This window comes from Vibrio methylphosphonaticus (assembly GCF_023634655.1).
GTDB classification, from domain to species: domain Bacteria; phylum Pseudomonadota; class Gammaproteobacteria; order Enterobacterales; family Vibrionaceae; genus Vibrio; species Vibrio methylphosphonaticus.
On sequence record NZ_JAMKMS010000005.1, the window covers coordinates 1 to 23,066 of the forward strand.

Sequence of the window (23,066 nt, forward strand, 5' to 3'; positions counted from 1 at the left end):
GAAACAAGCACCGCAAGCGGCAATGAGCCTGCTAGGTTAAGCGAGCGAAATAACAAAACGCGTTTAGCCATTGGCATAACAGCGTGTAGATAATAAAAACCAGGGCGCCATGCTCTGGTTTTTTTGTTTAATAGCAATTAATGAACACTATTCCACTCTTCTTTGTATTTCAGATCAGGATCACATTTGCCCAATCAATTGAATTAATTAGTCAAAAATTATTTTTTTTTGCTAAAGGTTCTAAAACCGTCGCCGTTAAAGGGAATGAGAGAAATGATATAGATGTGCCAACGTGAGGTGAGAGACTCGGCGGCCATCTACCTAAAATGCCAAAGGAGATCTATATATGGCGATTAATGTAAACACGAATGTGTCTGCAATGACTGCGCAGCGTTATCTAAGTACCGCTGCAGAAAACACAACTAAGTCAATGGAGCGTCTGTCTTCTGGCTACAAAATCAACAGCGCAAAAGATGACGCTGCGGGTCTACAAATCTCAAACCGTTTGAATTCTCAAAGCCGTGGTTTAGATATGGCAGTGAAAAATGCCAATGACGGTATCTCAATTGCACAAACAGCGGAAGGTGCAATGGATGAGTCTACGAACATCCTACAGCGTATGCGTGACCTTTCCCTACAATCAGCAAATGGTTCTAACTCCAAGTCAGAGCGTGTGGCAATTCAAGAAGAAGTCACGGCGTTAAACGATGAATTAAACCGTATTGCAGAAACCACATCATTTGGTGGCAACCGTCTACTTAACGGCACGTACGGCACTCAATCATTCCAAATCGGTGCAGATTCCGGTGAAGCAGTAATGCTTTCTATGGGTAACATGCGATCGGATACATCGGGTATGGGTGGCAAGAGTTACGCATCGGAAGAAGGTAAAGATGCAAGCTGGCGTGTGGATGCTGGTGCCGACCTAACAATGAACTACACCAATAAGCAAGGTGAAGAAGTTGAATTGTCGATCAGTGCTAAACAAGGCGATGACATCGAACAACTGGCGACGTACATCAACGGTCAGAGCGCTGATGTAAAAGCATCGGTAGGTGAAGATGGCAAAATGCAACTGTTCGCAGCGACTCAAAAAGTCGCTGGTGAGGTTGAATTTGGCGGTAGCCTAGCGTCTGAGTTGACGATCGGCGATGCAAAAGATGTGACGGTAAAAGACATTGATGTGACGTCTGTTGGCGGCGCTCAAGAAGCGGTAGCGATTATCGATGGCGCACTGAAAAATGTTGATTCAGAGCGTGCTTCTTTAGGTGCGTTCCAGAACCGTTTTGACCATGCGATTAACAACCTCAGCAACATCAATGAGAACGTAAACGCATCCAATAGCCGTATCAAAGACACGGATTACGCGAAAGAAACAACGGCAATGACGAAGAACCAAATCTTGCAACAAGCAAGTACTTCGATCCTTGCACAAGCGAAACAATCGCCTTCAGCTGCATTGAGCTTACTAGGTTAATTCTAGGCAAGACAACCTTAGGCAAATCGTATTAGCGGCTGTCCATGACAGCCGTTGATTTCCAATGTTATTTCCATTATTCATTTGGATATGAGATGGCATTGGGCAATTAAGGTTAGAAACGGGAGACTGTTATGGATATTTCATCCTACGCATCGAACATTCAGCCTTTTGCCTCTTCTAGTGGCACAGAAATTGCTTCAAAGAATACAACAAGTGCATCAACGCAAGGGAAGTCTAATGAGGTATTGGCGAGCAAATTAGCGCCAAACCAGACAGTCAACCCTAGCAAAAAAGTCGAGAGTGAAGCCTTATCAAGTGATATGACTTCCGAAGTTATTCAGCAGATTGCCAAAGAGCGCCGAGATCTTAATGATGTCGAGCGTGAAAAAATGGTGGAACGTTTGGATGAGTTTTTAACCACGTTGAATACGAGTTTATCGATTCGAATGGATGAAGATTCAGGACGTCATATTGTCACTATTATCGCAAACGATACAGGCGAGATTATCCGCCAGGTACCTGATGAAGACTTACTCGTCGTACTCGAGCGCCTTGAAAAACACGCCTCTGTCAGTATTGATATGCGAGTTTAATTGAATACGTCACGCGTGAGTGTATTGCGTGACGATCGTGTATTACTTTTGAAGTGGTTTGGTGAATATGGGCCCGATAGGGATGTCTTCTGGCATGGATATCAATTCCATGGTGAGCAAAATAGTCAACGCAGAGCGTGTGCCTAAACAGCAACGTATTGACTTTGAGCGCACTAAAATTGATTCCAGTATCAGTGCCTATGGGCGGCTCAGAGAGTCACTAGATACAATGAAAAACCTAATGGCAAACTTTCGTCAGGAAAAAGCGTTTGCAGTACGCAGCGTAGATACTTCTGAAGAGGGTATTGTCACAGCAACAGCTTCAACTGAAGCGATTGCTGGCAAATATGCAGTCGATGTATTGCAACTTGCCCAGAGCCATAAAGTGGCGTCTGACGTGGTACCAGAAGATACTCGTTTTGGGCCCGGCAAGTTGCAAATTTCCCTTGGCGAAGACAGCTTCGACCTTTCCTTAGGCAAACACTCCAAACTGATTGATGTCGTTCGAGCGATCAATGGCTCTCGAGATAACCCCGGCATTCGAGCCTCTATCATTAAAGATATGAATGGCCCTCGCTTAATTGTTGCCGCCAACCAATCTGGCGCTGAGAAAAGTATTCTTATCAACGTCGAGGCAGAGCCAGGCGATGACTTGTATCGCTTTGAATATAAGACGATAGAACAGCGCGTCAAACAACTTGAAAGCGCACAATCCGAAGCACTTGCCCTACTAGGGTTGCCCCCTCAAGATAGCTCAGAGCCAACGCAGGATGCGCTGAACAGTGATGATCCGAGCCTACAAGCTCAACAAACTGAAGACGCACGCGTTGCTGAAGGTGGACAGATTGAGGACGGTGAAGGTGTAAAGGAAGACGGAGGCGCCCCTAACCCAACGGCGAAAGAGGCAAACTCTGGCCGCCCTGAAGATACCATACCGGGTTGGACGGAAACGGCATCAGGCACTCTGATGGATTCGTATCAAGCACCGGAACCTGAGCAGGATGAAAAAGCATTAGAAAAATCCAAAGAGGTACCAGGTTGGAGTAATACCGCTTCAGGTACATTAACTGACTCCTATGTCACGCCAAAAGAGGCGCAAGCTAAATTAGAGCAAGAGCTTGAAGCTGAGAAAGCAGCCATCGCGAAAGCTGTCGCAGAAGCCGATATGACAGAAGCAGAAGCGAAAAAGATCGAACGCGACAAACTCACCCCAGAAGAGCGTGAGCGAATTGAAAAAGTTGAGACAGCGCAAGCTGAACTTGCAGAAGCACAGCGTTCACTGCAAGTCTACAAAGGCATGGCAGAAGTACAAGGTGCACAAGACTCTATTGTGGTGCTTGATGGTGTCGCTGAGCTTGCAAGCAGCAATAACGTTATTGAAGACGCGATTGAAGGTGTGGATCTGACGTTGAAGGGAACGACTCAACCAGGAGAGCGTCCTGCGGAAATTGGTGTCGAATATGATAGGCAAAGTGTTCGCGCTGATATTGAGCAGTTTGTTGCCGCTTATAACCAGTTCTATCAAGTCTCCGCCGACCTTGCAAAAGTCGACCCGGCAACGGGCCAGGTGGGGCCACTGTCCGGTGACAGCGTAGTTCGTAGCGCTGATTCTCGCTTAAAAAGTGTCTTTTCGAGTGCCGTTGAAGGGGCGCCGGATGATCTGAAAACCTTGACTGAGTTTGGTATTACGACCACCAGGCAGGGTAACCTAGAGATCAATTATCAGATGCTTGATAAGCAGCTCAATAATAACTTCACTAAACTGGAAGATTTCTTTGGCGGCAACAATGGTTTTGCTAAAAAGGTTGAAGATGCGATTCATAGCATGACTGGCGTGACGGGGTCGATTCGGACCCGTGAGAAAAGCCTGACTGAAAGAAACTACAGTTTAAACGATGATCAAACTACGTTAAATCGACGCATGGAAGGGTTAGAAAAACGAACCCATGATAAATTTGCCGCGATGCAAGATGCGACTGGAAAGATGCAATCCCAGCTAGCTGGCATGATGAATGCGTTGTCTTGATTTTTAGGAGTTAGTGGCCTTTGAGACGCAATAAACCAAAGCCGCGAGTAAATGGGCAATGGTTAGCTGAGTGATGTGATGAATACAAGGTATTGTTAATGAAAGAAAAAGGCAGGATGAGTGACGATATTTGATCGACTGCGTGATACAGATCACCAATTATTATCGCATTTAGATAATCTTGAGCTAAATACTGAAGAAATTCATGCCTTGGTCGATATAAGAGAACAGATCATCAATACGTTGATTGTCGCTTGTGAGCGCAATCCTCGTTTAAAGCAGAGTGAAGAATGGCGTTTAGCGGTGGAAGAAACCAAGCTGGTCACCGCAAAGATGCATTCTAAAACCGAACAATTGGGACTGTCACTGCGAAAATTCCGACACGGTAAAAAGTCGCTGCAGCAGTACCAAAAATTTATTTGAGAGGATAGTGATGCGTGGTTCATTACAAGCATATAAGAAAGTATCAGTAGACAGCCAACTAAGTGCTGCCTCACCGCACAAAGTTATCCAGATGTTGATGGGTGGGGCCATTGAAAGGCTAATTCAAGCAAAAGCGGCGATGCAACAAGGCAATATTCCTGTTAAAGGTGAGCGCATTGGTAAAGCTTTAGACATCATCATCGCACTACGTAGTTGTTTATCAATGGATGATGGTGGTGACATTGCTAAGAATCTTGATCAATTATATGAGTTCATGATCGCTCAGATTACCGAAGCGAATCATGAGAATAACCCTCAACCGATCGACGACGTTATCGACATTATTAGAGAAATTAAATCTGCTTGGGATCAGATCCCGACAGGTTTCCACAATCTTACTGCCGAAGAGGTAGGGATTTAAGCGGAATTAACCTCATAATCTCGTCGCGATGAAGTTGCCTTATAAGGTTAGAGTCAATAGAATAGACGCCACTTATATGCCAGGTGGCGTTTTTTGTCTCTAATTACTTATTTTATAAAATAAATTCTATAGGTGAGTAGTTGAATACGTGCAGTCTCATAGGCTCAGTATGACAGATATTTGACGCTATGTTGGTCGTACTTTATCGAGGCAACAATCTCAAAAAATGCATGACTTAGCTAAACTACTCGTCATCGCTGACGATAAGCAAATTCGAACCAACCTAAATACCATTTTAGAGTTTGTCGGCGAACATTGTGTCACCATCCCTTCGAGTGACATACAACAAGTCGATTGGTCGCTAGCTTGGTCAGGGTGTATTGTAGGCGCGTTGACACATCCTACGTTTTCTGACGCCCTATTAACCCAACTGTCTCGTTCTAATCATATCCCATTGTTAGTCACTAGTGAGTTCACAGGCGCGGTTGAGCCACTCACCAACTATGTTGGCGAACTTGAGCTTCCCTTAAACTATCCCCAACTCAGTGATGCATTGCGTCATTGCCAAGAATTCCTGGGTCGAAAAGGGGTTCAAGTACCATCAAATACTCGGAAAAACACACTGTTTCGAAGCCTTGTGGGCCAAAGCAAGGGTATTCAAGATGTGAGACATCTTATCGAGCAGGTTGCGGGCTCCGAAGCGAACGTTCTCATTTTAGGTGAGTCTGGTACGGGTAAAGAAGTGGTTGCGCGTAATATTCATTACCACTCGAGCCGTCGGGGTGGACCTTTCGTCCCAATTAACTGCGGCGCAATTCCCCCCGATTTATTAGAAAGTGAACTGTTTGGCCATGAAAAAGGCGCGTTTACGGGAGCCATTACTGCCCGAAAGGGTCGATTTGAGTTGGCTGACGGTGGGACGCTATTCTTGGACGAAATTGGTGATATGCCAATGTCGATGCAAGTGAAATTATTGCGTGTATTGCAAGAGCGTGTTTTTGAGCGCGTTGGTGGCACGTCGGTTATTAAAGCCAATGTTCGTATTGTCGCCGCGACCCACCGTAATTTAGAAAGCATGATTCAACTTGGTCACTTTCGTGAAGACCTGTTTTATCGATTAAATGTATTCCCAATCGAAATGCCTTCGCTACATGATCGTAAAGAAGACATTCCATTGTTGCTGCAAGAGTTATTGACACGCTTAGAGGCGGAAGGTGGCCAGCCCATCCGGTTTTCGCCTCGGTCTGTCAACTCGCTGATGGAACATGATTGGCCTGGAAACGTACGTGAACTGGCGAACTTAGTCGAGCGGATGGTTATTCTGTATCCAAATAGTTTGGTAGATGTTAACCACCTTCCGGTGAAGTACCGCTATAGTGATATCCCTGAATTTCAACCAGAAACGAATATCTATAAAACCGTCGAAGAACAAGAGCGTGACGCATTAGAGAGTATTTTTTCTGATAACTTTTGTATCGATGAGCCAGAAATTGGTGATGAGCATATGCCGCAAGCATTGCCTCCAGAAGGCGTAAACCTGAAAGAGATGTTAGCGGATTTAGAAGTGAACATGATTAATCAGGCTTTGGATGCGCAAGACGGGATTGTCGCGCGTGCCGCTGACATGTTAGGGATGAGACGAACGACGCTAGTTGAAAAAATGCGCAAGTACAACCTCAACCGCTAACGTGATGCTCTTCACGCCAATTTAGCGATCGGCATTTTTTTGACGCTCCTAATTTGAATAAAAACAAAAACTTAAGCCTGGTATGCTTCTTGCATTCTCAGGCTTAAGTTTTTTATGGAACTGTATGTTCTAAACGTGTAGCTATTGCTAATTGGAATAAAAAGGAATGCCTCACTTATGAATCAGTCGTCGAGTGACGCCATAGAGCCAAGCAATGAACCCTCTTCCTCGCATTTGGATTCTTTAGAGTCTCAGGTTGAACGGTATCAACAAGTGATAGAGGCGATGCCCGCGGGAGTCATACTACTGGACACCCAGGGGGTTGTAAGGGAAGCGAATCCAGAGGCTCACCGTATTCTAGAACTACCGTTAGTGGGACAGAAATGGTTTCACCTTATTCAGGTTGTTTTTGACCCGAAAGAAGATGATGGACACGAAGTGTCGTTACGTAATGGCCGTAAAGTGCGCTTAGCTATTTCAGCGTCTTCGACGGGTCAGTTGATCTTGATTACGGATCTAACTGAGACGAGGTTGTTACAATCAAGAGTAAGTGACTTGCAGCGTTTATCGTCTCTCGGTCGAATGGTCGCGTCCTTAGCTCATCAGGTGCGCACGCCGCTGTCTAGCGCGATGCTTTATGCCTCAAATCTGGGTGCTCCTAACCTCAATGATGCGACACGCTCGCGTTTTCAGGTGAAATTAGTAGACCGTCTGCATGACTTAGAGAAGCAAGTGAATGATATGTTGTTATTTGCCAAAGGCGGTGACAACAAAGTGGTACAACGCTTTACGTTGAAAGATCTCGTCGCAGAGTTTCAGCCAATGATTGAGACCACGATCAAAAGTAATGCTATTGATTACTTTATTGAAGTAGAACACGAAGAAGTAGAGTTACTTGGGAACGCGAATGCGATAGCTTCAGCACTGAGTAACTTAGTGCTCAACGCAGTACAGATTAGCGGTAAAGAGTCGCAAGTTGATGTGTTCTTTCGCCCTGTTAATGATGAATTGAAGATTTCGATTCAGGACAATGGGCCTGGTATTCCTAAGGCGATCCAACAACGAATAATGGAACCATTCTTTACCACCCGCTCGCAAGGTACCGGACTGGGGCTTGCAGTGGTTCAAATGGTTTGTCGTGCACATGAAGGCCGACTTGAATTGATATCGGAAGAAGGCGAGGGTGCGTGCTTTACCATGTGCTTGCCCCTTACCGAGATATCATCTTCTGACGCAAAAAATGAAGGACTAGAATAATGGCACAAAGCAAAGTATTGATAGTAGAAGATGACGAAGGATTGCGTGAAGCGTTAGTTGATACCTTGGCGCTCGCTGGCTATGAATGGGTGGAAGCGGATTGTGCTGAAGACGCCTTGGTCAAGCTGAAAAGTCAGCCCGTTGATATCGTCGTATCTGACGTACAAATGGCGGGGATGGGCGGATTAGCGCTATTGAGAAATATTAAGCAGCACTGGCCAAATTTGCCTGTATTGTTGATGACGGCGTATGCCAATATTGAAGACGCGGTTGCGGCAATGAAGGAAGGCGCGATCGACTACATGGCAAAGCCATTTGCTCCAGAAGTATTGCTGAATATGGTGAGCCGTTATGCGCCTGTCAAATCTGACAGCAATGGTGATGCTATCGTCGCCGATCCGAAAAGTATTCAGTTATTAGCTTTGGCTGAAAAAGTCGCTAAGACCGATGCCAGTGTAATGGTACTTGGCCCGAGCGGCTCAGGCAAAGAAGTGATGTCGCGTTACATTCATAACCACTCATTGCGTTCAGAAGGGCCGTTTGTGGCGATTAACTGTGCTGCGATTCCAGACAATATGTTAGAAGCGACGTTGTTTGGTTATGAGAAAGGGGCGTTTACCGGTGCTGTTCAAGCGTGTCCGGGAAAATTTGAACAAGCTCAGGGCGGCACCATTTTGCTAGACGAAGTCAGTGAGATGGACCTTAACTTACAAGCCAAATTATTGCGTGTTCTACAAGAGCGCGAAGTGGAACGTTTAGGTAGTCGTAAAAGTATGGCATTGGATGTTCGCGTTCTTGCGACGAGTAACCGAGATCTTAAGCAGTATGTCCAAGAAGGTAATTTCCGTGAAGATCTTTATTATCGCTTAAATGTGTTTCCAATCTCATGGCCAGCGTTGCGTGAGAGAACGGGGGATATTCCACCGTTGGCAACGCATTTAACAGAAAGACATTGTAAGAAATTAGGAATGCCAGTACCAAAGTTCAGTGAAGTGGCATTGGCGAAGTTGATGCAGTACCCGTGGCCTGGCAATGTTCGTGAACTTGATAATGTGGTTCAACGAGCGCTCATTCTTTGTGACCAGGCAATAATTGAATCGGAGCACATCTTATTAGAAGGGGTCGATTGGCAGGATGCAGCAGGTTTACAGCAAGCAGTATCAATGCCCATGGCACATGTTAGCTCTGAACAGCACGTTGCGGAGCCTAGTGTTTTGCCGGTTGCCGACTCTACTCAGAACACAATGGTAATTGAAAAGCCGGTGTCTATCGGTGAAGGGTTAGGCGGAGAGCTAAGAGATCAGGAGTTTGCCATTATTCTCGAAACTCTTAAAGAGTGTGAAGGGCGACGTAAAGAGATGTCTGAAAAATTGGGCATTAGTCCAAGAACCTTGCGCTATAAATTGGCAAAAATGCGCGATGCAGGTATAGATATTCCAAATTAGGCTTGTTGCAAAATGGATTTTTCGTGTGATGGACGCTAGTCACGAAGGTGCCTTCATGGCATAATTTTTGCAATTATTTGATTGAGTGCTGACAAATAACAGGCACTGTCAAGAAAATGACAACGAGTGAGAAAGCATGAGAATTGATGGATTAAATACCGAAATGCAAGCAATGATGCTTGAAGCGTCAAGCACCCGTGCAACGCCGACAGCGCAGCAAGTGGGAGCGGATTTTGGTGACATGCTTTCACAAGCAGTAAACAATGTGAACGGGTTGCAAAAGTCTTCTGGTAACTTACAGATGCGATTTGATCGTGGTGATGCGGATGTCTCACTATCGGATGTCATGATCGCCAGAAATAAATCCAGTGTTGCATTTGAAGCCACCATCCAAGTACGTAATAAGCTTGTTGAGTCCTACAAAGAACTCATGAACATGCCCGTATAATCTAGGTAGTAGACAGTAAATTTAAGTCGTAGACAGTCAATTTAGGTAGTGGACAGTGGCTCAAGAAAATCATTCAACAGATGTAACCGTAATGGATGGCGCTGACGCTAATTTAGTCGCTAGTTCAGACCTGATATCAGAAGGTCAAAACCCAGATATTAATGAGAAAAGTAGCTCTAAATTTGATTTGGCTGTGGGTGATCTTGACCTTTTGCGACAAATCGTTCTGGTACTTTCCATCTCTATTTGTGTCGCGCTTATCGTGATGCTGTTCTTTTGGGTTAAAGAACCTGAAATGCGCCCATTAGGCGTTTATGAAACAGAAGAGTTAATTCCAGTGCTCGACTATCTTGATCAAAAGAAAGTCGAATATAAGCTGGAAGGCAATGCGTTGAGCGTGCCAGTCAATCAGTACAATACGCTTAAGCTCGATATGGTGCGCGCCGGTCTAAACCGTGCGTCAAACACAGGCGATGATATCTTAATGCAAGATATGGGCTTCGGTGTCTCTCAACGTTTGGAGTTGGAGCGTCTAAAGCTTAGTCGTGAGAGACAACTTGGCAAAGCCATAGAGCAAATGAAGCAGATTCGTACCGCACGAGTATTGCTCGCCCTTCCTAAACAAAGTGTCTTTGTTCGTCACAATCAAGAAGCGTCTGCTTCGGTCTTTTTAACCTTGGCGACGGGGTCAATTCTGAAGCGTCAGGAAGTTGACTCTGTGGTTGATATGGTGGCAAGTGCGGTCCCAGGCATGAAAACCACCCGGATTACCGTTACCGATCAACATGGTCGGCTGCTTAGCTCTGGCTCGCAAGACGCCACATCAGCAGCAAGACGAAAAGAACAAGAACTTGAGCAAAACCAAGAGCAAGCACTACGAGAAAAAATCGATTCCGTGTTGATTCCTATTTTAGGACTTGGCAATTATACGGCTCAGGTGGACATTGAACTGGATTTTAGCGCAGTAGAACAAACTCGTAAGCAGTTTGATCCTAATACACCAGCGACACGAAGCGAATATACGCTAGAAGATTATAATAACGGCAACGCTGTCGCTGGAGTGCCGGGAGCACTAAGTAACCAACCGCCAGCAGATGCTTCGATTCCAACCGACGTTGCGCAAATGAAAGATGGTTCAGTGCTAGGACAAGGCTCAGTACATAAAGAAGCCACGCGTAACTTCGAGCTCGACACCACGATTAGCCATGAGCGCAAACAAAGTGGTGTAGTGAACAGACAAACGGTAGCCGTTGCGATTAAGAACCGTGCTCTTGTGAATCCGGATACGGGTGACGTAACGTATGAACCTCGTTCTGAAACGGAACTGGCGGCAATTCGACAAGTTCTTATCGGCTCGGTGGGCTTTAATGAAAGACGTGGTGATTTGCTCAATGTGTTGAGTATGACGTTTGAAACCCCAGTGACCGAGCAGTTGGCGGACGTACCGCTGTGGGAACATCCGAATTTCAACGATTGGGTTCGATGGTTTGCTAGTGCGTTGGTCATTATTGTCGTGGTGTTAGTGCTCATTCGTCCTGCGATGAAAAAACTGCTCAACCCAGCGGCGCAAGAGACCGAAGACCAATTGTACGGTCCGGATGGGTTACCACTGGGCGCAGACGGTGAGACCAGCCTGATTGGTAGCGATATTGATAGTAGCGAGCTGTTCGAATTTAGCACGGGCATTGACTTGCCTAATTTACATAAAGATGAAGACGTCTTGAAGGCGGTTCGAGCACTGGTGGCGAATGAGCCGGAGCTTGCCGCGCAAGTCGTGAAAAATTGGATGGTTGAGAACTAATGGCAAATGAAATCGTAACCAGCAATGGTGGGCAAGTGGTTGAATCAACCGTGGATATTTCAAACATAAGTGGTGAAGAAAAAGCCGCTATCCTTTTGCTCAGTTTAAACGAACAAGATGCAGCCAGTATTATTCGCCATTTAGAGCCAAAGCAAGTGCAACGTGTTGGCGGAGCAATGGCTCGTGCCAGTGATTTAAGCCAAGACAAAGTGGGTGCCGTGCACCGCGCTTTTCTCGAAGATATTCAGAAATACACCAATATTGGTATGGGCAGTGAAGACTTCATGCGTAATACCTTGGTGGCCGCGCTTGGTGAAGATAAAGCCAATAACTTGGTCGACCAGATCTTATTGGGTACCGGCTCTAAGGGGCTTGATTCGTTGAAATGGATGGATCCTCGTCAAGTGGCGAGCATTATTATCAATGAACACCCACAGATTCAAACCATCGTCTTGTCTTATCTTGAAGCTGATCAGTCAGCGGAAATCCTGTCTCAGTTCCCTGAGCGAGTACGTCTGGATTTAATGATGCGTATCGCTAATTTAGAGGAAGTTCAACCTTCTGCTTTGGCAGAGTTAAACGAGATCATGGAGAAGCAATTTGCGGGTCAAGCGGGCGCGCAAGCGGCGAAGATTGGCGGCCTGAAGGCGGCGGCAGAGATCATGAACTATCTCGACAACAACGTCGAAGGTTTGCTAATGGATCAAATACGCGACCAGGACGAAGATATGGCGACCCATATCCAAGATCTTATGTTTGTATTTGAAAACCTCATTGAGATTGATGACCAAGGCATCCAAAAGCTGCTTAGAGATGTCCCTCAAGACGTCCTACAACGAGCTCTGAAAGGCGCAGATGAGGGTCTTAAAGAGAAAATTTTCGATAACATGTCGAAACGTGCTGCGGATATGATGCGTGAAGATATTGAAGCGATGGCTCCTGTCCGAGTGGCAGATGTAGAGTCGGCACAAAAAGAGATTTTAACCATAGCAAGAAAGATGGCAGACAGTGGAGAGTTGATGCTCTCTGGTGGTGCTGATGAGTTCTTGTAATTAGCGGCTGAGGTGAATCATGGCTGGAGATAGAAAACGCGGCTTTTTACGCCCATCTGAAGACATCACCATGGAGTCTGCACATTCATGGGGGTTGCCTGATTACTCGGCCCAGACAAATCAGCATGCTCGTGAAACCGCATTAAATTACGACCCAAGCTGGGCGCCACTTGATGAGCCGACACCAGAAGATGCCCCGTTCGAGTTAACGGAAGAGCAAATTGAGTTGATCAAGCAAGGTGCTTATCAAGAAGGATTATTTCAAGGTCAAGAAGCTGGATTTAAGCAAGGCTTTGACAAAGGTAAGCAAGAAGGCCTAGAAGCAGGTCAACAAGAAGGTCTTGAGCTTGGTAAAGCTGAAGGCGTTGCCGCTGGTGAGGAATACATCAAGCAGCAAGTCGACATATTCATGGGCATGGCAAACCAGTTTGCTCAGCCCCTTGAGCTCATGAATAGCCAAGTTGAAAAGCAACTGGTCGACATGGTGTTGACGCTAGTAAAAGAAGTCGTGCATGTTGAAGTCCAAACCAACCCGCAATTTATTCTCGATACGATTAAACAATCGGTAGAGGTGCTTCCTATTGTCGGTCATGCCATCACACTTAAGCTTCACCCCGCTGATGTGGACATTGTCCGAGCCGCTTATGGCGATCAAGAATTGGATATTCGCAACTGGCAACTCGTTGTTGAACCCGCGCTTAATCGTGGTGATGTTCAAATTGAAGCAGGCGAATCCAGTGTGAGCTACAAGATCGAAGAGCGAATTCATAGCGTTCTGCAAAGTTTTTGTGGCACGAATCGCCATCAGGGTTCCAATTAATGCCAGTGCTCTCTGAACGGCTCGCTCAGTATAAAGTATCGGGGCACAAGTCACGTGCCGTCGCTTCTGGTAAGTTGGTACGAGTCGTCGGTCTTACATTGGAAGCAACGGGCTGCAAAGCGCCCATAGGCAGTTTGTGCAAAGTTGAAACCATGACAGGTGAGATGGAAGCGGAAGTTGTTGGCTTTTCCGGTGACCACCTGTTTTTGATGCCGAGTGAACAAATTAGTGGCATTTTACCCGGGGCGAGAGTGACACCAATGACGGCAGAAACTGGTTTGCCGGTCGGGATGGAGCTGTTAGGTCGTGTCATTGATGGTGTCGGTAACCCATTGGATGGTCTTGGCGAAATATACACAGAAAAACGCGCTTCTTTTAACGCCCAACCTATCAATCCCCTTGCAAGAAAGCCAATCTCAGAGCCCTTAGATGTCGGCCTTAAAGCCATTAATGGCTTATTAACGGTTGGCAAAGGCCAACGAATTGGTTTATTTGCTGGCTCTGGTGTGGGTAAGTCGGTCACTTTGGGCATGATGACCCGCGGTACAACGGCGCAAGTCGTTGTTGTGGGGTTAATTGGTGAGCGTGGGCGAGAAGTTAAAGAGTTTATAGAAGAGATTCTCGGCACGACCGGGCGTCAACGCTCGGTGGTGGTCGCGGCACCAGCCGATTCATCGCCTTTGATGCGATTGAAAGGGTGCCAAACAGCGTTGACCATCGCTGAATACTTTAGAGACCAAGGGCTAGATGTATTGCTACTGATGGATTCATTGACTCGTTTTGCTCAAGCGCAACGTGAGATCGCTCTATCGGTGGGTGAGCCGCCTGCAACGAAAGGTTATCCGCCTTCGGTGTTTGCCAAGTTACCAGCACTCGTTGAACGAGCGGGCAATGGTGATGATAATCAAGGCTCTATTACAGCCTTTTTCACAGTATTGACGGAAGGAGATGACTTACAAGATCCCATCGCCGATGCTTCACGTGCGATCCTAGATGGCCACATTGTATTATCCCGTGAAATGGCAGACGCTGGACATTACCCTGCGATTGACGTGGAAAAATCCGTGAGTCGTGTCATGCCGCAAATTACCGATGATCAGCATGTCTTGATGTCTAAAGCTGTCAGGCAGGTGCTGTCTGTGTGTCGTAAAAATCAAGACTTAGTCTCAATTGGAGCCTATAAACCGGGGACCGATCCTGCTATCGATAGTGCGTTTACCTTAAAACCGAAGCTGGACCAGTATTTACAGCAGAGCATGAAAGAAAGCGTTCCTTACGATATGTGTGTCAATATGCTCAAGCAACTGTTGCAGGTCAATTAACGGTAAGTTATGGATAGTGCACTCGACTTTCTTCTTGACCAAGCAAAAGACAACGAGCAACAAGCCGTGCTTGCGCTCAATAAAGCGCGCTCTGAACTAGAAGGTTATTACAATCAAGTTAGACAGATAGAGCAGTATCGGCTCGATTACTGTAACCAATTGGTACGCCGTGGCAAGGAAGGATTGACGGCAAGTGAATACGGTCACTTAAACCGATTTTTGACTCAATTGGACGAGACACTGACGAAGCAAAAAACAGCAGAATCGCATTTCACTCAACAAGTTGAGGATTGCCAAGAGTTTTGGCATAACACCCGTAAGCAGCGACGGTCCTATGAATGGATGATGGATAAAAAAGCCAAAGAGAAAGCGCGTATTGCTGACAAAAAAGAGCAACAACAAATGGATGAGTTTTCTAATTTACTGTTTGCTCGCAGAAAAAATCAGCGCTAGCGGTACGGTTTGTTGACGCCGTGTACTCACGGTTAATACTCGGACTCTTCGTGCCATTGGTTTCAAATTGCCCGACTTACCTACTGTCCAGCGGTGTGATTTCACTTCGGTATAATTATTGCATCATCTTGCTCCTAACAACCAGCGGCAGCCACTTGCCTCTAACTCCGTCATCATCACAATGTAGGCCCGAATGGAATGAGTCTGACTGTTTCTAGCAATAATGTTTCACCATCCTCGAATCTTAAATCGAGCAACGATTCTGCTTCCGCAAAAGATGCGGTTGCAACGTCAGAGGAACCGGGCTTTTTTGATAAGTTAAAAAGTGCGATGTCTGGTGAAAATGCCGATAAAAAACAAAATGTTGATGGTTCAAATGCGACAAAGGGTACATCAGAGAAATTAACCTTAGACACAACGACGCTCTCCACCGATGCGGCTGTAGTGACAACTGAGGAAGCGAGTGAGATAGAACAAGAACGCGTTGTGAAGAAAGATTTGGGCCCTAACGACAAAGAATTGGATTCTAACGTTAAAGGTGATTCTAATGTCAAAGGTGATTCGACGGTTAATGCTAATCAAAGCGGCAAGACCCAAGTAGAAAACGCGGAAGGCTCGTCTTCAGACGTCAAGAAAATGGCGCTGGCAAGTGTTGCTGCATCTACGGAAGCAGGGATATCAACCACCGACTCAGATAGCTTGGCCACGACTTCACAAGGTAAGCTGTCAGGACAAACTGACGTATCAGCACAAGCGACCATGGACGAAAGCTCTCAGTTACTAAATCGTTTAAACGACTCAAATAAAGCTCTGCAAACGTCTTCATTAGAATCGACATCTGGGGTCGCTGCAGCAACAGGTATAATCAATGATACTGCTGACGCGGCTCAGCCATATGACGATACCGCTGTGCTAGCGGCTGTCGCTGTCGAGTCTGGGCAGCCCACGGTAATGGAACCGGTAACTGGACAGGTTTTATCTGCTGAGGCGTTATCCTCAACAGCAACAGCAACAGCAACAGCATCGTCACCGCAGACATTAACGTCATCTTCAGCTGCAGTAGGGCAAGTGAACAGCACCGCCTCTCAGTCTACAGTTGCAGCAGGGTTGATTGCCGCTGACGGCAGTGTGAAAAATGACGGCACGAATTCTCAAATCGCTTGGTCGAAAACTGATGCAAGCAGTGATGTAAGTAGTGATGCAAAGTTGGAAGGAAAAGCTGCGATACTCACAGCAAGCGCCGCCTTGGATAAATCACCATTAGATAAACAAGCGGCTTCAACGCTTAGTGGGCCGAATGGACCAAATTCATTACCAACCCCACCATCACAGCCAAATTCACAGCAAGCGCAGCCTTTCCATTCTGCTCATCAGGGAGCGGCCGTTACGGGGAATGACGGGCCTGGCACACCAGCCGCCGGAACATTAGCCGCAGCGTCCATGTTGGCGGGCAAAGAAACGCCTTCAGCTAACCCCGTGACAAGTGGAGTCAGTTCACCTAATGCGATGGGGATCGGTCAAGCAAATTTGAAAGGCTTAAAACCCGCTACCACACCGAGTAATGAGCCCCTAAGCAGTCTGAACCCTGCAGCGACAGCTGGCGCAGCTTTGGGGACGCAAGCACTGCGTGGTGAGCAACCACAAGCGGCGACGAATGTACAATCACCGATGGTGCTCACTAAAGAGAATGCCAGCGACCAGGTATCAGAACGTATTCAGATGATGATGGCGAAGAACCTAAAGCAGGTAGACATTCGCCTTGACCCGCCAGAGTTAGGAAGAATGCAAATACGCATGACACTCAATAGTGACTCTGCGACCGTACATTTCACCGTTCAGAACCAACAAACACGAGAGATGGTTGATCAATCTATGCCAAGGCTGCGTGAAATGTTATCGCAGCAAGGTATTCAACTTGCTGACACTTCGGTACAACAACAAGGTTCTGGACAACAGCAGCGTCATGCATCAGCGGATGCACATAATCAAGGCTCTAGTGGCGCAGGCCACTCTAATGGCGATACGGAGGCCATAGAAGAAGGGGTAAGCATGAACCTAAATATCGCGAAGAAAGAAGAGGGTATCAGTTACTATGCGTAACGCATTGTTTTGTTCTGAGCGTTGTAGTTAACGAATAAACTCAAAGTGAAGCCGCGTGACGTGGGATTGTCTGTATAATCGGCTCAATAGATCTAAGCCGCTTAACTAAAAAGTAAATATCGATATGGCAGAAAATATTCAAGAACAACCAAACAGCAAGAAAAAGCTGTTGATTATTATCGTAGCAATACTCACGGTATTACTCATTGCTGGTGGCGTTGCTTACTGGCTTTTTGGTACCGATAGTACGCCCCAAAACCGTCCAGATTCGACACAAAATGCCCCTGTTGTCGTAATTGACCCCATTTCTTACGTTAATATCGCGCAACCTTTCGTGTTTAATGTGACTGGGAACTCTCGTGATCGTATGGTTCAGATTAAAGCTCAACTGATGGTGCGTGGACTAGATAACGAAGAGCTAGCTCGTTATCATTCACCATTAATTGAGAGTACGTTGCTGTCAACGTTTGCTTCCACGTCTGTTGAACAGCTAAGAAGTACTAATGGACGTGTTGAATTACGTGAGCAAGCCACTACCGACATACAAAGTAGCTTGTCTCAAGTGGTTGGAAAACCCGTGATAGAACGCGTGCTCTTTACAGATTTTGTTATCCAGTAGGTAATGTGTGACTGACTTATTAAGCCAAGACGAAATTGATGCGTTACTCCATGGCGTGGATGACGTTGATGAGGTAGAAGAAGAGCTTGATCAGGATCCTGATGATGCGGTGCATTTTGACTTCTCCTCCCAAGACCGCATTGTGCGTGGTCGAATGCCAACGCTGGAGCTCATCAATGAACGCTTCGCACGACATATGCGAATTAGCTTATTCAATATGCTAAGAAAGACAGCAGAAGTGTCGATAAATGGCGTTCAAATGATGAAATTTGGCGAATACCAAAACACACTTTATGTTCCTACTAGCTTGAATATGGTGCGGTTTAGACCGTTAAAGGGCACTGCGCTTATTACTATGGAAGCGCGGTTGGTCTTTATCCTTGTTGAAAACTTTTTTGGTGGGGATGGACGTTTCCACGCCAAGATTGAGGGGCGTGAGTTTACGCCAACTGAGCGCCGTATTATTCAGCTGCTGATGAAGACCGTGTTCGAAGACTATAAAGAAGCGTGGTCGCCAGTCATGGGAGTCGAGTTTGAATATTTGGATTCAGAAGTGAACCCAAGTATGGCGAATATCGTCAGCCCGACGGAAGTGATTGTTGTTAGTTCGTTCCACATTGAAGTTGATGGTGGCGGTGGCGATTTCCATGTCGTGATGCCGTATTCGATGGTTGAGCCTATTCGAGAGCTTCTCGATGCGGGGGTACAATCGGACAAAATGGAGACGGACGTACGCTGGAGCAGCGCATTACGCGAAGAGATTATGGACGTTCCGGTTAACTTTCGCGTCAATTTGTTAGAAAAAGACGTGTCTTTACGCGACTTAATGGAACTGCAAGTCGGTGACATTATTCCGATTGAAATGCCGGAAAACGCGACGATGTTTGTCGAAGAGTTACCGACATACAGAGTGAAAATGGGAAGGGCCGGCGAGAAAATCGCCGTTCAAATTGCCGAGAAGATTAGACGCCCAGATGTGGTAAAAACGGATTTAGCTTTCCTTGGTAAGGATATTATGGCTGAGCTCGAACATGTGGACGATGAGAATGAATAAGAGAGTTTAGAAAGTTATGGGTATTACAGACGACCAAAAATTAGCAGATGAATGGGCAGCCGCACTTGGGGAAGATCCAATGGCCCCCGAGATTGATGTGGATGAAGTCCTTGCCGCACCGCTAGATGAGCTACAAGACTCTTCGACGCCTATCTCGGAAGATGAGCGCCGCAAGCTCGATACCATCATGGATATACCTGTGACCATTTCAATGGAAGTAGGGCGTTCGCAAATTAGTATTCGTAATTTACTGCAATTGAACCAAGGGTCAGTGGTTGAATTAGACCGTATTGCTGGTGAGTCATTAGATGTGATGGTCAATGGCACTTTAATTGCACACGGGGAAGTGGTTGTCGTCAATGATAAATTTGGTATTCGTCTTACCGACGTAATAAGCCAAACCGAGCGCATTAAAAAGTTACGTTAAGCATGAAAATACTAAATTCTATAGTGGTTTTCGCCATGTTATTGTCTGCGTCGGCGCACGCTTCGCAAGCGCCTACTCAGCTAGCTGGTGGCGAATCTCCGTTTGACCTTGCGGCAACGCTAGGCGCACTGGTGCTAGTTGTTGCCGTGATTTTGGGGTTGGCTTGGTTGCTCAAACGGATGAAAGTGCCGTCAATGATTAATCAGCAAGGGCTCAAAATTGTTCGACAAATCCCGGTTGGGACAAAAGAGCGCATCGCGATAGTGGAAGCGGGAGATGAGCAATTTCTTGTTGGTATCACTGCACAATCCATTCAGTTGATTTCTAAATTAGAAACGCCCCTGACGCAGGAAGAAACCGCACAGCCTGCTTTCGCGGCTCAGTTATCCAAATTGATGAAAAAACAAGGTTAGCATGATGACGATTATGCGCGCAGCGTGCCTTTGCTTACTTCTTATTTTTGCACCAATCAGCTTGGCGGAGGAGGCGTTGGCCACACCCGTGTCGAGTGGCGCAGCGCTGGACAGCGGTGTGACGGTGTCGGCGATGCAAAGTGATCAAGGGGCGGCGGGTAGTGCTACGGCAAGTGGCTTCGCGTCTGGTCCAGGCATTCCTGCATTTACGATGAAAACCAATGCGGATGGCAGTGAGGATTATTCGGTAAACTTACAAATCCTCGCCCTGATGACGATGCTGGGTTTCCTGCCTGCGATGGTCATCTTGATGACGTCGTTTACACGTATTGTCGTGGTCATGTCGATTCTTAGACAGGCGATGGGTCTACAGCAAACGCCTTCGAACCAAGTCATTATTGGTATCGCTATGTTTTTAACCTTATTTATTATGTCGCCGGTGCTGAGTAAGGTAAATGATGAGGCGATTCAGCCATATCTGAATGAAGAGATTTCAGCCAAGCAAGCTTTTGACCAAGCACAAGGTCCAATGAAAGACTTCATGCTTAAGCAAACACGCGTTAAAGACTTAGAAACGTTTGTTCACATGTCTGGCTCCACTGCGCAAAACCCAGAGGATGTGTCTCTTGCTGTGTTGATTCCCGCATTCATTACCTCTGAGCTGAAAACCGCCTTCCAAATCGGTTTTATGCTGTTCCTTCCTTTCTTAATCATAGACTTGGTGGTGGCGTCGGTTCTAATGGCAATGGGTATGATGATGTTGTCGCCAATGATTGTTTCTCTACCGTTTAAACTTATGTTGTTTGTCTTAGTTGATGGTTGGAATTTGATTCTATCAACCTTGGCCGGCAGTTTTGCGTTGTAGCTGGAGTAACCAAGATGACACCTGAGCTGTTTGTTGAATTATTTCGTGATGCTTTGTGGATGGTGCTGTTGCTGGTTTGCGCCATCGTAGTGCCAAGTTTGTTGGTGGGCTTGGTGGTGGCGATATTCCAAGCGGCGACTTCGATTAACGAACAAACGTTAAGTTTCCTTCCTAGGCTTGTGGTGACCTTACTGGTTTTGATGGGGTTTGCCCATTGGGGGACGCAAATGATGATGGAGTTCTTCTATGAAATCATAGAACGAATTCCTCAGGTTCTTTGGTAAAGCCAAGTATGGAATACCCAACAAGCACGGTGATTGAATGGCTTGCTAACTATTTTTGGCCTTATGTTCGGATATCGTCCATGTTAATGGTCATGTCGGTCACGGGCGCCAATTTTGTGTCGCCAAGAATCCGTTTGTTTCTTGGCTTAGGCCTTACCCTTGCCGTTATGCCAACGTTGCCTGCGGTTCCGCAGGATATTGAATTGTTTTCATTCCAAGGCTTTTTGATTGTCGCGGAGCAAATGATCATTGGCATCTCGATGGGCATGGTGACCATTTTCATGGTTCAGACCTTTGTTATGCTGGGGCAGATACTCGGTATGCAATCGAGTCTAGGTTTTGCCTCGATGGTCGATCCTGCCAATGGACAAAGCACACCGCTGTTAGGTCAGCTGTTTATGTTTTTGGCAACCATGTTCTTTTTGGCGACCGATGGGCACCTTAAAATGATTCAATTGGTTGTGATGAGTTTTAAAACCTTGCCAATTGGTAGTGGTCAGCTAACCACTATCGATTTTCGAGAAATGGCAGGGTGGCTAAGCTTAATGTTCAAAACGGCGTTGAGTATGGCCATTGCCGGGATTATAGCGCTACTTACCGTTAACTTGTCGTTTGGTGTAATGACCAGGGCAGCGCCGCAATTGAACATTTTTGCGTTAGGTTTTACTTTTGCGTTAGTGGTGGGTTTGATGATCTGTTGGTACATGTTGGCTGGGCTGTACAGTCACTATCAATTGTACTGGCTGGAAGTTGAGGGGCAAGTTTGTCGCTTAATTCGTTTAGCATGTTGATCGTCATGGCTGTTTTATACACATTCATTTGTCGCGTTGTTAGTGATATTAAATTACTTATGGCTTATTAAATTACTTATGGCTTCAGGAGGCAGGCTTGGCTGAGTCAGATGGACAAGAACGCACAGAAGACGCCACGCCCCAGCGGTTAAAGCAGGCGCGTGAAAAAGGTCAGGTCGCACGATCGAAAGAACTGGCGTCAGTATCAGTGTTGATGGTGGGCGCGTTGTCACTGATGATGTTTGGTGAAGGGTTAGCCAAAGCACTGTTTAATACCATGAGCCGATTTTTTACCCTGTCGCGAGAAGAAATTTACGATCACACCGTTTTATTCGACATCATAATGGGTGTTTTGTCTGGGCTAGTTTTGCCCTTACTTCTGATTTTGTTTGTGTTATTTCTTGCCGCATTGGCGGGGGCTGCTGGCGTTGGTGGCATTAACTTTTCCGCACAAGCTGCAATGCCAAAGCTGTCGAAAATGAACCCTCTTAGTGGTCTAAAGCGCATGGTGGGCATGCAAAGCTGGGTCGAGCTGATCAAATCTATTCTTAAAGTCTCATTGGTTGCTGGGATGGCGTTTTATTTGGTTAACGCTTCACGCGCAGATTTGTTTCAGTTAAGTGTAGAGGTCTTTCCACAAAACATTTTTCACGCACTCGATATTCTGCTGAACTTTATATTACTCATCAGCACCACGTTATTGATTGTCGTGGCGATCGATGTGCCTTTTCAAATTTGGCAGCACGCTGAGCAGCTTAAAATGACTAAGCAAGAGGTCAAGGATGAGTTTAAGGATACGGAAGGGAAACCTGAGGTAAAGGGTCGAATTCGAATGCTTCAGCGTGAGGCCGCACAGCGCCGAATGATGGCCGAAGTCCCGGAAGCCGATGTGATAATCACCAACCCTGAACACTTTTCTGTTGCGCTTCGATATAAGCAAGGGCAAGACAAAGCGCCCATTGTTGTTGCCAAAGGGATTGATCACATGGCATTAAAAATCCGCGAGGTCGCTCGTGAGCACAATATTTACATCATTCCATCACCGCCTTTAGCCCGTGCTATTTATCATACCTCCGAGTTAGAACAAGAAATCCCTGATAGCTTGTTCGCAGCCGTCGCTCAAATTTTGGCGTATGTGTATCAGCTCAAACAATATCGTAAGAAGGGGGGGCAAAGACCGACGCTACAAAACGACCAGATTAATATTCCTAAAGATATGCGATATTAACGGAACCAACATAATACAAGGCGTACTCGAAAGAGTACGCCTTGTGCTTTTTATGAA

The 23,066-nt window shown here is 46.2% G+C and carries 23 protein-coding genes; all 23 read left to right on the plus strand.

All coding sequences use genetic code 11. The features are described 5' to 3' along the window. The first annotated feature begins 346 nt into the window (after positions 1–346). Positions 347–1,477 (plus strand): flagellin, encoded by a 1,131-nt coding sequence (locus M9196_RS07055; protein ID WP_250616831.1) that lies wholly within the window; start codon positions 347–349, stop codon positions 1,475–1,477. Between the two features lie 134 nt (positions 1,478–1,611). After that, a complete protein-coding gene (locus M9196_RS07060) occupies positions 1,612–2,073 on the plus strand; it encodes a flagellar protein FlaG (RefSeq protein ID WP_250616832.1) in 462 nt (153 codons plus the stop codon). Positions 2,074–2,134: 61 nt separating this feature from the next. Continuing rightward, entirely contained in the window at positions 2,135–4,099 is a 1,965-nt protein-coding gene (gene fliD / locus M9196_RS07065) for a flagellar filament capping protein FliD (protein WP_250616833.1), read from the plus strand. Between the two features lie 120 nt (positions 4,100–4,219). After that, positions 4,220–4,522, plus strand: a complete 303-nt coding sequence (locus M9196_RS07070; RefSeq protein WP_250616834.1) for a flagellar protein FliT — start codon at positions 4,220–4,222, stop codon at positions 4,520–4,522. A 10-nt stretch (positions 4,523–4,532) separates the two neighbouring features. Then, positions 4,533–4,943: a flagellar export chaperone FliS gene (fliS, locus tag M9196_RS07075; protein WP_250616835.1), complete on the plus strand. Its 411-nt coding sequence runs from the start codon at positions 4,533–4,535 to the stop codon at positions 4,941–4,943. Positions 4,944–5,169: 226 nt separating this feature from the next. Continuing rightward, entirely contained in the window at positions 5,170–6,630 is a 1,461-nt protein-coding gene (locus tag M9196_RS07080) for a sigma-54 dependent transcriptional regulator (RefSeq protein ID WP_250616836.1), read from the plus strand. A 177-nt stretch (positions 6,631–6,807) separates the two neighbouring features. Then, the gene (locus tag M9196_RS07085; RefSeq protein WP_250616837.1) at positions 6,808–7,887 is read left to right on the plus strand and encodes a sensor histidine kinase; all 1,080 of its coding nucleotides are present in this window, start codon (positions 6,808–6,810) and stop codon (positions 7,885–7,887) included. After that, positions 7,887–9,332: a sigma-54-dependent transcriptional regulator gene (locus tag M9196_RS07090; RefSeq protein WP_250616838.1), complete on the plus strand. Its 1,446-nt coding sequence runs from the start codon at positions 7,887–7,889 to the stop codon at positions 9,330–9,332. Before M9196_RS07085 ends, M9196_RS07090 begins: the two co-directional genes overlap by 1 nt. A 136-nt stretch (positions 9,333–9,468) precedes the next feature. Continuing rightward, complete coding sequence (fliE, locus tag M9196_RS07095) at positions 9,469–9,780, plus strand: flagellar hook-basal body complex protein FliE (protein WP_250616839.1); 312 nt, start codon at positions 9,469–9,471, stop codon at positions 9,778–9,780. Positions 9,781–9,871: 91 nt separating this feature from the next. Next, entirely contained in the window at positions 9,872–11,581 is a 1,710-nt protein-coding gene (fliF, locus tag M9196_RS07100) for a flagellar basal-body MS-ring/collar protein FliF (protein ID WP_284677127.1), read from the plus strand. Continuing rightward, a complete protein-coding gene (gene fliG / locus M9196_RS07105) occupies positions 11,581–12,633 on the plus strand; it encodes a flagellar motor switch protein FliG (RefSeq protein ID WP_250616841.1) in 1,053 nt (350 codons plus the stop codon). Before fliF ends, fliG begins: the two co-directional genes overlap by 1 nt. A gap of 19 nt (positions 12,634–12,652) precedes the next feature. After that, the gene (gene fliH / locus M9196_RS07110) at positions 12,653–13,453 is read left to right on the plus strand and encodes a flagellar assembly protein FliH (protein WP_250616842.1); all 801 of its coding nucleotides are present in this window, start codon (positions 12,653–12,655) and stop codon (positions 13,451–13,453) included. Further along, positions 13,453–14,775: a flagellar protein export ATPase FliI gene (gene fliI, locus M9196_RS07115; RefSeq protein WP_250616843.1), complete on the plus strand. Its 1,323-nt coding sequence runs from the start codon at positions 13,453–13,455 to the stop codon at positions 14,773–14,775. Before fliH ends, fliI begins: the two co-directional genes overlap by 1 nt. Before the next feature lie 9 nt (positions 14,776–14,784). Then, positions 14,785–15,228, plus strand: coding sequence for a flagellar export protein FliJ (gene fliJ / locus M9196_RS07120; RefSeq protein ID WP_250616844.1), 444 nt, complete (start codon positions 14,785–14,787; stop codon positions 15,226–15,228). A 198-nt stretch (positions 15,229–15,426) separates the two neighbouring features. Then, positions 15,427–17,328: a flagellar hook-length control protein FliK gene (locus M9196_RS07125; RefSeq protein ID WP_250616845.1), complete on the plus strand. Its 1,902-nt coding sequence runs from the start codon at positions 15,427–15,429 to the stop codon at positions 17,326–17,328. 124 nt (positions 17,329–17,452) lie between these two features. Further along, positions 17,453–17,947 carry a flagellar basal body-associated protein FliL gene (gene fliL, locus M9196_RS07130; RefSeq protein WP_250616846.1) on the plus strand — a complete coding sequence of 165 codons (495 nt, stop codon included), beginning with the start codon at positions 17,453–17,455 and terminating at the stop codon, positions 17,945–17,947. A 7-nt stretch (positions 17,948–17,954) separates the two neighbouring features. Next, positions 17,955–19,001 (plus strand): flagellar motor switch protein FliM, encoded by a 1,047-nt coding sequence (gene fliM, locus M9196_RS07135; RefSeq protein ID WP_250616847.1) that lies wholly within the window; start codon positions 17,955–17,957, stop codon positions 18,999–19,001. A gap of 16 nt (positions 19,002–19,017) precedes the next feature. Next, on the plus strand, positions 19,018–19,428 hold the full coding sequence (fliN, locus tag M9196_RS07140) for a flagellar motor switch protein FliN (RefSeq protein WP_250616848.1): 411 nt from the start codon (positions 19,018–19,020) through the stop codon (positions 19,426–19,428). Positions 19,429–19,430: 2 nt separating this feature from the next. Further along, positions 19,431–19,841, plus strand: coding sequence for a flagellar biosynthetic protein FliO (gene fliO, locus M9196_RS07145; RefSeq protein WP_250616849.1), 411 nt, complete (start codon positions 19,431–19,433; stop codon positions 19,839–19,841). A gap of 1 nt (position 19,842) precedes the next feature. After that, complete coding sequence (gene fliP, locus M9196_RS07150; RefSeq protein WP_250616850.1) at positions 19,843–20,706, plus strand: flagellar type III secretion system pore protein FliP; 864 nt, start codon at positions 19,843–19,845, stop codon at positions 20,704–20,706. A 14-nt stretch (positions 20,707–20,720) separates the two neighbouring features. Further along, complete coding sequence (fliQ, locus tag M9196_RS07155) at positions 20,721–20,990, plus strand: flagellar biosynthesis protein FliQ (protein ID WP_250616851.1); 270 nt, start codon at positions 20,721–20,723, stop codon at positions 20,988–20,990. An 8-nt stretch (positions 20,991–20,998) separates the two neighbouring features. Further along, the gene (gene fliR / locus M9196_RS07160) at positions 20,999–21,781 is read left to right on the plus strand and encodes a flagellar biosynthetic protein FliR (RefSeq protein WP_250616852.1); all 783 of its coding nucleotides are present in this window, start codon (positions 20,999–21,001) and stop codon (positions 21,779–21,781) included. 97 nt (positions 21,782–21,878) lie between these two features. Beyond that, positions 21,879–23,009 (plus strand): flagellar biosynthesis protein FlhB, encoded by a 1,131-nt coding sequence (gene flhB / locus M9196_RS07165; RefSeq protein ID WP_250616853.1) that lies wholly within the window; start codon positions 21,879–21,881, stop codon positions 23,007–23,009. The last annotated feature ends 57 nt before the right edge of the window (positions 23,010–23,066 follow it).